This is a genomic window from Azospirillum oryzae (assembly GCF_900177515.1).
Lineage (GTDB): Bacteria > Pseudomonadota > Alphaproteobacteria > Azospirillales > Azospirillaceae > Azospirillum > Azospirillum oryzae_A.
The window spans coordinates 1,559,410-1,568,941 of the sequence record NZ_FXAK01000007.1 but is presented as its reverse complement, the minus strand read 5'-3'; the positions used below and the strand labels follow the sequence as shown (position 1 = coordinate 1,568,941).

Genomic DNA, 9,532 nt, shown 5'->3' with positions numbered 1-9,532 from the left:
GGATCAGTCCTCCGCCCGCCAGACGGTGCGGCCGTCGACGATGGTGCGCAGCGGCCGGCCCTGGACCGGCCGATTTTCGAAAGGCGAGTTCTTCGACTTCGACTTGAAGCGGCTGACGTCGATCTGCCATGGCACGTCGGCGTCGAAGACGACTAGATCGGCCGGCCCGCCCTTGACGATACGGCCGACGGCCAAGTCCAGGATCGCCGCCGGATTGGCGGTGACGCAGGCGAGAGCCTTCAGCAGCGGCATCTTGCCCTTGTGCACCAGTTCCAGGGTCAGCGGGAACAGCGTCTCCAGCCCGATCACGCCGGGGGCGGCCTGGGCGAAGGGCAGGCGCTTCTGGTCCTGGTCCTGCGGCACATGGTCGGATGCGATGGCGTCGATGGTGCCGTCGGCCAGACCATCGACGATGGCGCGCCGGTCCATCTCGCCACGAAGCGGTGGGGAGACCTTGGCATAGGTGCGGTAATCGCCAACGTCGGTCTCGGTCAGGGCGAAATAATGCGGAGCGGTGTCGCAGGTGACCTTCAGCCCGCGCGCCTTGGCGCGGCGGATCAGGTCGACCGATTCACCGGTGCTGATGTGGGCGAAATGCAGGCGCCCGCCGGTCAGTTCGGCCAGCCGCAGGTCGCGTTCGATCATGATGATCTCGGCTTCGCGCGGGATGCCGACGAGGCCGAGGCGGGTGGCGATTTCGCCGGAGTTCATCATGCCGCCCGCGGCCAGCGACGGCTCTTCCGGGTGCTGGACGATCAGCTTGCCGAAGGTCTTGGCGTAGCTGAGCGCCCGGCGCATGGTCTTGGCGCTGGCGATCGCCTTGGTGCCGTCGGTGAAGGCGACCGCGCCGGCCTGACCCAGCAGGCCCATTTCGGTGATCTCGTTGCCTTCGGTGCCGCGGGTGGCGGCACCGTAGGCGAACACCTTGACCAGCTTCACCTCGCGGGCGCGCCGCGCGATGAACTCCAGCCCGGCGACCTCGTCCAGCACCGGATCGGTGTTGGGCAGCAGCGCCATGGCGGTGATGCCGCCGGCCGCCGCGGCGCGGGACGCGCTCTTGATCGTGTCCTTTTCCTCCTCGCCCGGTTCGCCAATCAGCACGCGCATGTCGACGAGGCCAGGGGCGAGGCATTGGCCGCCGAGGTCGACGACCTCCGCCCCCTCGGGCGTGGAGTCGCTGAACAGGCCTTGGCCGAAATCGGCGATCTTTTCGCCGTCGGTCAGCAGGTCGCCGTGCTGGTCCAGGCCCGTCGCCGGGTCGAGCAGGCGGGCGTTGCGGTAGACGATACGGGGGGTCGTCGGGGCACTCATCAGACGGCTCCCGCAAGGTCGGACTGGCGGCGTTCACGGGTCAGCAGGTCGAGCACGGCCATTCGGACGGCGACGCCCAACTCGACCTGATCAAGGATCATCGAGCGCTTGAGGTCGTCGGCGACCTCCGAGTCGATCTCCACCCCGCGGTTCATCGGCCCCGGATGCATGATGACCGCGTCCGGTTTCGCCACCTCCAGCTTCTCGTAATCGAGGCCATAGAAGTAGAAGTATTCGCGGGTCGAGGGCACATACTGGCCGCTCATCCGCTCGGTCTGCAGGCGCAGCATCATCACCACGTCGGCATCGCGAAGGCCAGTCTTCATTGAATGATGGACCTCGACGCCCAGCCGTTCGATCTGCGAGGGCAGCAGGGTCGGCGGCGCGACGCAGCGCACCCGCGCGCCCATGGCGTTCAGCAGGTGGATGTTGGATCGCGCGACGCGGCTGTGCAGGATGTCGCCGCAGATCGCCACGATCAGCCCGTCCAGCCGGCCGAGGCGGCGGCGGATCGCCAGCGCGTCGAGCAGGGCCTGGGTCGGGTGTTCGTGGTGGCCGTCGCCGGCATTGATGACCGAGCAGTTGACCTTGTCGGCCAGCAGTTTCACCGCGCCCGAATCGGCGTGGCGCACCACCAGCGCGTCCAGGTGCATGGCGTTCAGCGTCATCGCCGTGTCGATCAGGGTCTCGCCCTTCTTCACCGAGCTGCTGTCGGTCGACATGTTGATGACGTCGGCTCCCAGCCGCTTTCCGGCCAGCTCGAAGCTGGTTCGGGTGCGGGTGGAGTTCTCGAAGAACAGGTTCACCTGCGTGCGGCCGTCCAACAGGTTGGACTTCTTCACGGGGCGGCGGTTCTGCTCGACATAGCCATCGGCCAGGTCGAGGATCTGGGTGATCTCGCCGGCCCGCAGCCCCTCGATTCCGAGGAGATGGCGGTGCGGGAAGACCGTGTCAGGGGACGGGTTCGCGCTCATGGGCGCGGACTATAGGAGCGGTCCGTTGCGCCCGCAAGCCGCTCTATTCGGCGCTTTTCAGACCGCTTCCGCCTCCTCGAACAACCAGTCATGGAAGGCCTTCACCTTAGGCCTGGAAAAGTAATGCTGCGGCGCCACGACATAGTAAGCGAGGCTGCCCGGCAGCCGCACGTCGAACAGGCGGACCAGCCGTCCCGCCGCGATGTCATCGGCCACCAGAACGCCGCGGGCCAGCGCGATGCCGTGGCCGTTGATCGCCGCCTGCAGGGTAAAGGACGAATCGTCGAATCGCAGACCGCGGTCGGTGTCCACCCCCTCGATCCCCGCCGCCCGGCACCACACCGCCCAGGAGATGTTGTAGTCGTCGTGCAGCAGCGTGTGGTGCCGCAGTTCCTCCGGATTCACCAGCGGCCGGTCGCCGGACAGCAGCGACGGGTGGCCCACCGGGAAGATGTCCTCGGTCAGCAGCCGTTCGACCCGCAGATCCGGCCACAGGCCATTGCCGAAGCGGATCGCCAGATCGACGTCGTGGCGGGCGAAATCCACCACCTGTGACGTGCTGTGAACCCGCACATCCATTTCCGGATGGCGCTTCTGAAAACGCACCAGCCTCGGCACCAGCCATTTCGACGCGAAGCTGGGCATGGTCGAAATGGTCAGCGTTCCGCTGCTGTCGGCGCGGATCAGGCGGTCGGTCGCCTGGGACAGCGTGTCCATCGCCTCGCGCACCGGCGGCAGGTAGCTCTGCCCGGCCTCGGTCAGCGCCAGCGCCCTGTTCATTCGGCGAAACAGCGGTAATCCGAGCCATTCCTCCAGCGCTTTGATCTGGTGGCTGACGGCGGCCTGCGTCACATGCAGCTCGTCGGCGGCTTTCGTGAAGGAAAGGTGGCGTGCGGCGGCCTCGAAGGCACGGAGCGCGTTCAGTGGGGGCAGGCGGCGGGACATGGCGGAGGACGGACCGGCGGCTGGATTCGGATTAGCTTAGCTAATCGATTCTATGAGAAAGCGTCGTTTGTCGGCAAGCGGTCTCTGTACCATCCTCAGTGTCACAAGCGATCTGACCAACGGAGCGGCGAGGCCGAGGCCCCGCTCCCCATTCACCGGAGGGAACTGGATCATGGCAAAGGGAACGCACTCATCGATGTCCGGCGCCGAACTGTTCGTCCGCAAGCCGGCCCCGGCCGGCGCGGGTTTGGGCGAGCGCGTGGTGGCACTGTTCGACCGTCTTGCAACCTGGAACGAGCGCCGTCGGCAGCGCCGCGCGCTGGAGGCTCTGCCCGACCATCTGCTGTCCGACATCGGCATTTCGCGGGCCGACGCGGATTATGAGGCCGAAAAGCCGTTCTGGCGGGGCTGAGCAATGGACGACCTGAAGGCGGGCGGCGAGGGGGAGCGGGTCTGGACCGGCGGTTGCCTGTGCGGCGGAGTGCGCTATGCCATCGACGCTCAGCCCGAGCCGATCTCCTTCTGCCACTGTTCCCAGTGCAGGCGCCAGCACAGCCATGTGGGCGCCTACACCGGTTTGCCGCGTGCGGCGTTGCGTCTGCTCACCGACGACACGCTGACGTGGTACGCCTCTTCCGACCGGGCACGGCGTGGCTTCTGCGCACGTTGCGGTGCCGGGTTGTTCTGGGAGGCGCTGGATCAGTCCGGCGTGGAACCCCGGATCACGGTGACCGCCGGAAGCCTGGACGACGCGTCGGGGCTGCGGGTGGAGCGCCATATCTTCGTCGACCAGAAGGGCGCCTATTACGACATCGGCGACGACGGCGTCGAACGCCGGACCAGTACGGGAGAGGTGGTGGAATGACCGAAGGCATGACGGGGCGGGAGCGGGCATTGGCGGGCGGTTGCCTGTGCGGCGGCGTGCGCTTCCTGCTGGCGGAACGGCCGGATGGGGTCGTGACCTGCCATTGCGGCCAGTGTCTCCGCTTTCACGGTCACATCGGCGCCTATGTCACGGTTCCGCGCGACAGCGTCACTTTCGACGCCGACGGAACGCTGTCCTGGTACCGCTCCTCCGACATCGCGGAGCGGGGGTTCTGCGGACGCTGCGGATCGTCCCTGTTCTGGAAGGGCGACGGCAAGAGCGAGATCGAGATCGCCGCGGGCAGCCTGGACCAGCCGACCGGGCTGACGACGCTCCGCCATGGCTATGTGGCCGATAAGGCGGACTATTATGAAATCACCGACGGGCTGGAGCAGTTTCCCGGCTCGTCCGAGCAGGAGTGACGGGGCAGGGACCCAGGGTACAGGGGCCTTCGAATCGGCGGGAATCCGAAGCGGTGCGCGATTCCGTCGCAGGTGCGTTGCAGCGCCTGCGGGTGCCTTTTCATTTGACCCCAGGGGGCTTGAGTGAGAATGATTTTCACAAGCAATGGCCCACCAGCCCCTGAGGTTTTCTGCGAATGCGTCGTGTTTCCCTGCTTTCTGCCGCCTTTGGCATCGCCCTGTCCGGTGCCGCTCTGATCCATGCCGTCCCGGCGCAGGCTGCCGACACGGTGACCATCGTCATCAAGGAACACAAGTTCGAGCCGGCGGAGGTCAAGATTCCGGCCAACAAGCGGGTGACCCTGCTGGTCGACAACCAGGACGCCACGTCGGAAGAGTTCGAAAGCGGCGAGATGAAGGTCGAGAAGATCGTCGGCGGCCGCAAGCAGATCAAGGTCATGGTCGGTCCGCTGAAGCCGGGGCGCTATCCCTTCTTCGGCGAATTCCACGAAGCGACGGCGCAGGGCGTCGTGATCGCCGAGTGACGGTGTCCCAACAGACCGCCCAGTACCGGAGACGACCATGCTCGCCAGTCTGATCATCGTCTTTCGCGAGGTCCTCGAAGCGGGACTCATCGTCGGCATCGTGCTGGCCGCGACCCAGGGAGTTCCCGGCCGCGGCCGGTGGATTTCGCTCGGCATCGTCGGCGGCATCGTCGGGTCCTGCATCGTCGCCGCCTTCGCCGACAGCATCAGCTCGCTGTTCGCCGATACCGGACAGGAGATGTTCAACGCCACCGTCCTGCTGATCGCCGTCGTCATGCTGGCCTGGCACAATGCCTGGATGGCCCAGCATGGCCGTGAACTGGCGAGCGACATGAAGGCGGTCGGCCGTGCAGTGCAGAGCGGGGAGAAGTCGCTGGCGGCGCTCGCGATCGTCATCGGCGTCGCCGTGCTGCGTGAGGGGTCGGAGGTCGTGCTGTTCCTGACCGGCATCCTGGCCTCGGAGGAGGGCGGCATCGCCACGGTGGCCACCGGCGGCCTGGGCGGCATGGCGCTCGGCGCGCTGGTCTCCGTCCTGCTCTATGCCGGGCTTCTGCAGATCCCGACGCGGCACCTGTTCGCCACCACCACATGGCTGCTGACGCTGCTGGCCGCCGGCATGGCCGCCACGGCGGTCAATTTCCTGGCGCAGGGCGGTATCCTGATGGCGGGCGGCACCGTGCTGTGGGATACCTCGGGCGTCCTGCGCGACAACAGCCTCGTCGGGCAGGCGCTGCATGTGCTGGTCGGCTACACCGACCGCCCGACCGAGGCGCAGCTGATCGCTTATGTCGGCGTGGTCGTCGGCATCGTTCTGCTGACCCGCTGGGCTGCCAGCGGGGCGCCGCCGTCGAACAACACGCGCGTAGCCTCCGCGGCCGAATAATCAATAGCATCTAGGTGTATGGCCGGGCTGACGGTTAAGCGTCTGGCATCGGCCATACAAATCGCGCCATAGTGCCCCCGCTACAGTCGAGCGGCGGGGGACATGGCGGAGCTTGTGACGTTGGTTGTGCTGCTGGCGGCGATGGTGGTCGCCGTGCCGGTGGCAAAAAGGTTCGGCTTCGGTGCGCCGCTCGGCTATCTCGCCGCCGGACTGGCGGTGGGGCCGGCCGGGCTCGGGCTGGTCACCAATGTGGGGGCGATCGCCCACGCTTCGGAACTCGGCGTCGTCATGCTGCTGTTCCTGATCGGGCTGGAGCTGAGGCCTGCCCGTCTGTGGGTCATGCGGAAATCGGTGCTGGGGTTGGGTGGCGCGCAGGTTGCCGTCACCGGTGCCGTCATCACCGGGCTATGCGGCTGGGGGTTGGGACTGGCCTGGCCGACGGCCGTCGTGCTGGGCTTCGGCTTCGCCCTGTCCTCCACCGCCATGGCGCTGCCGATGATGGCGGAGCGCGGGCTGCTCGCCAACCAGTCCGGGCGCAATGCCTTTTCCGTCCTGCTGTTCCAGGACCTTGCGATCATTCCCGCGGTGGCTCTGCTGCCGCTGCTGGGCACCGGCAGCGTGCCGCAGGCCGACGGCGCGTGGCTGTCCGTCGCCAAGGCGGCGGTCGCGGTGGTGGTGGTGCTGATCGGCGGGCGCTATCTGCTGCGGCCGATCTTCCACGCGGTTGACCGGGCCGGCGCGCCCGAGATCTTCACCGCGACCGCCCTGCTGATCGTCATCGGCACCGCCGTGCTGATCCAGGAGGCCGGGCTGTCGATGTCGCTCGGCGCCTTCATGGCCGGCGTCCTGCTGTCGGATTCGGAGTACCGGCACGAGGTGCAGGCGGATATCGAGCCGTTCGAGGGCTTGCTGCTCGGGCTGTTCTTCGTGTCGGTCGGCATGGGGGCGGATGTGCCGACGCTGATGGCGCATCCCGTCCGCTTCCTCGGCCTTGCCGCGGCGCTGCTGGTGGTGAAGGCGCTGGTGATACTGGTTCTTGCCCGCATCGCCGGGGTGCCCTGGGCCGGGGCGACGCGGATGGCGACGGTGCTGAGCCAGGGCGGCGAGTTCGGCTTCGTGCTGTTCGGGCTGGCGGTCGGCGGCGGCGTGATGGGCGGCGAACAGGCGTCGGCGGCGATGCTGGTCGTCACCCTGTCGATGCTGGCGACGCCGTTCCTGTTCGCGGCGGAAGAGCGCTGGTTCGCGCCGCGCCTGATGTCGGCGAAGCCCAAGCGCCCCTTCGACACCCCGCCCGACGACAATCCGCCGGTCATCATCTGCGGCTTCGGCCGGGTGGGGCAGGTGGTCGGCCGCGTGCTGCGGGTGCGCGGCATTCCCTTCACCGCGCTGGAGCAGAGCGCAGCCCAGGTCGATTTCGTCCGTAAGTTCGGCAGCAAGGCCTATTACGGCGACCCGACCCGTGTCGAGCTTCTGCGCGCCGCCGGAGCGGAGAAGGCGAAGATTCTGGTGGTGGCGCTGGAGGATATGGAGCAGTCGCTGCGCGTGGTGGAGATGGCGACGCGCCATTTCCCCAACCTGACCATCTTCGCCCGCGCCCGCAACCGCCGCCATGTCCACCATCTGATGGACCGCGGCGTCACCCACATCGTGCGCGAGACCTTCGATTCAAGCATCCGCTTGACCGGCGATGTGCTGCGGCAGATGGGGTTGACAGAAGGCGAGGTGACGCGGACGCTCGACACCTTCCGCGCCCATGATGAACGGACCCTGATCCGCCAGCATGCCGTCCATAACGACGAGATCAAGCTGATCCAGACCTCCCGCGACGCCGCCGACGAGCTTCAGTCGCTGTTCGAGGCGGATCGGGAAGGTGAGGCCAGGGCGAAGGCGGAGGCTTAACCGATCAGCAGGCTGTCGTCGCTGATCTCCACCCCGCCGCGCTGCTTGGCGAACAGCGCCAGCAGGTGCGGCACGTCCAGCCCGGCGCGCTCATCGCCCGCCACGTCGAGAACGACGCGCCCCTCGTGCAGCATCAGCGTGCGGTCGCCATAGTCCAGCGCCTGCCGCATCGAATGGGTGACCATCAGCGTGGTCAGGCGGTTGTCGCGGACGATGCGCCGGGTCAGCTCCAGCACGAAATCGGCGGTGGCGGGGTCGAGCGCCGCGGTGTGCTCGTCCAGCAGCAGGATCTTGGAGCCGGCCAGCGTCGCCATCAGCAGGCTGACCGCCTGACGCTGCCCGCCGGACAGCAGGCCCATGCGGTCGTGCAGCCGGTTCTCCAGCCCAAGACCCAGCGCCGCGATGCGGTCGCGGAAGTTCCTGCGGCGGTCGCTGCCCAGCGCCAGCCCAAGGCCGCGGCGGCGTCCGCGGGCGGCGGCCAGCGCCATGTTCTCCTCGATGGTCAGGGCGGCGCAGCTGCCGGCCATCGGATCCTGGAAGACGCGGGCGACCAGCCCGGCGCGGCGCGGCGTGTCCCAGCGGGTGACGTCGGTGCCGTCGATGGAGATGCGCCCCTGCTCCGCCAGCACGTCGCCGGCCAGCGAGCCGAGGAAGGTCGACTTGCCGGCGCCGTTGGAGCCGATGACGGTGACGAACTCCCCCTCCGGGATGGTGAGGTCGACGCCGCGCAGCGCGTGTTTTTCCAGCGGCGTGCCGCGGCCGAAGGTGACGTGGATGTCCTCGACGACGATCATTTGGCGGCACTCGGGCTGCGGGAGACGCTGCGCGAGGCCTTGGCCTTCAGGCGCGGCAGGATCAGGGCGACGGCGACCAGCACCGCGGTCACCAGATTGAGGTCGGAGGCCTGCAGGCCGATGGAGTCGGCCGAGAGCGCCAGCTGCACCGCGAGGCGGTAGAGGATCGAGCCGGCGACGCAGCCGACCAGCGCCAGAGCCAATGCGCGGGCGGGCAGCACCGTCTCGCCGACGATGACGGCGGCAAGGCCAACCACGATGGTGCCGATGCCGGTGGTGACGTCGGCGAAGCCGTTGGTCTGGGCGAACAGGGCGCCGGCCAGACCGGTCAGGGCGTTGGACAGGGCGATGCCGGCATAGACATGGGCGTCGGTGTTGACGCCCTGGGCCCGCGCCATCCGCGCGTTGACGCCGGTCGCCCGCATCGCCAGTCCGAACTCGCTGGACAGGAAGCGGGCGAGCAGCAGCACGACGACGGCGACGATGACGCCGACCACCAGCGGGCGGACGATGTGGTCCGGGATTCCGAGTCCGTAGAAGGGCGTCAGCACCGTGTCCTGCATCAGCAGAGCCACGTTCGGCCGCCCCATAACCCGCAGGTTGACGGAGAACAGGGCGATCATCGTCAGGATGCTGGCGAGCAGATGCAGGATCTTGAAGCGCACGTTCAGCGTGGCCGTGACCAGCCCGGCCGCGGCGCCCGCGAGGGCGGCGGCGAGGCTGGCGAGCCAGGGATTGACGCCGGCGATCAACAGCACCGCGCAGACGGCCGCCCCTAGCGGAAAGCTTCCGTCCACCGTCAGGTCGGGGAAGTCCAGGATGCGGAAGGACAGATAGACGCCGATGGCGACCAGCGCATAGACGAGGCCGATCTCGATGGCGCCGAACAGGGCGATTTCGGTCATTGCGGTGCTT

Annotated in this window: 11 protein-coding genes; 6 read left to right on the top strand and 5 right to left on the bottom strand. The window is 67.8% G+C overall.

The genetic code is table 11. The features are described from left to right. Positions 1-3: 3 nt before the first annotated feature. Genes B9N97_RS19925 through B9N97_RS19915 form a run of 3 tightly spaced genes read right to left on the bottom strand, consistent with a single transcriptional unit; the run spans position 4 to position 3,230 of the window. Positions 4-1,311, bottom strand: a complete 1,308-nt coding sequence (locus B9N97_RS19925) for a dihydroorotase (protein WP_085089488.1) — start codon at positions 1,309-1,311, stop codon at positions 4-6. Beyond that, positions 1,311-2,285, bottom strand: coding sequence for an aspartate carbamoyltransferase catalytic subunit (locus B9N97_RS19920; protein WP_085089487.1), 975 nt, complete (start codon positions 2,283-2,285; stop codon positions 1,311-1,313). The genes B9N97_RS19925 and B9N97_RS19920 overlap by 1 nt, the downstream gene beginning before the upstream one ends. Positions 2,286-2,342: 57 nt before the next feature. After that, entirely contained in the window at positions 2,343-3,230 is an 888-nt protein-coding gene (locus B9N97_RS19915; protein WP_085089486.1) for a transcriptional regulator GcvA, read from the bottom strand. 172 nt (positions 3,231-3,402) lie between these two features. Here B9N97_RS19915 and B9N97_RS19910 point away from each other — a divergent pair, with 172 nt between their 5' ends. The 6 genes from B9N97_RS19910 (at position 3,403) to B9N97_RS19885 (ending at position 7,823) form a co-directional block, all read left to right on the top strand. After that, positions 3,403-3,642: a DUF1127 domain-containing protein gene (locus B9N97_RS19910; RefSeq protein ID WP_085089485.1), complete on the top strand. Its 240-nt coding sequence runs from the start codon at positions 3,403-3,405 to the stop codon at positions 3,640-3,642. A 3-nt stretch (positions 3,643-3,645) separates the two neighbouring features. Beyond that, positions 3,646-4,095 (top strand): GFA family protein, encoded by a 450-nt coding sequence (locus tag B9N97_RS19905; protein WP_085089484.1) that lies wholly within the window; start codon positions 3,646-3,648, stop codon positions 4,093-4,095. After that, positions 4,092-4,517 carry a GFA family protein gene (locus B9N97_RS19900; RefSeq protein ID WP_244560800.1) on the top strand — a complete coding sequence of 142 codons (426 nt, stop codon included), beginning with the start codon at positions 4,092-4,094 and terminating at the stop codon, positions 4,515-4,517. Before B9N97_RS19905 ends, B9N97_RS19900 begins: the two co-directional genes overlap by 4 nt. Positions 4,518-4,693: 176 nt before the next feature. Continuing rightward, positions 4,694-5,041, top strand: coding sequence for a cupredoxin domain-containing protein (locus tag B9N97_RS19895; protein WP_085089483.1), 348 nt, complete (start codon positions 4,694-4,696; stop codon positions 5,039-5,041). Between the two features lie 37 nt (positions 5,042-5,078). Then, a complete protein-coding gene (locus B9N97_RS19890) occupies positions 5,079-5,924 on the top strand; it encodes an FTR1 family iron permease (protein ID WP_085089482.1) in 846 nt (281 codons plus the stop codon). Between the two features lie 102 nt (positions 5,925-6,026). Further along, positions 6,027-7,823 (top strand): monovalent cation:proton antiporter-2 (CPA2) family protein, encoded by a 1,797-nt coding sequence (locus B9N97_RS19885; RefSeq protein ID WP_085089481.1) that lies wholly within the window; start codon positions 6,027-6,029, stop codon positions 7,821-7,823. On the opposite strand, the gene B9N97_RS19880 is transcribed toward B9N97_RS19885, so the two are convergent. Together B9N97_RS19880 and B9N97_RS19875 are read right to left on the bottom strand one after the other, a co-directional pair. Further along, positions 7,820-8,617: an ABC transporter ATP-binding protein gene (locus B9N97_RS19880; RefSeq protein ID WP_085089480.1), complete on the bottom strand. Its 798-nt coding sequence runs from the start codon at positions 8,615-8,617 to the stop codon at positions 7,820-7,822. The two genes, B9N97_RS19885 and B9N97_RS19880, sit on opposite strands and share 4 nt — an antisense overlap. Continuing rightward, positions 8,614-9,522: an ABC transporter permease gene (locus B9N97_RS19875; RefSeq protein ID WP_085089479.1), complete on the bottom strand. Its 909-nt coding sequence runs from the start codon at positions 9,520-9,522 to the stop codon at positions 8,614-8,616. Before B9N97_RS19875 ends, B9N97_RS19880 begins: the two co-directional genes overlap by 4 nt. Between the last annotated feature and the right edge of the window lie 10 nt (positions 9,523-9,532).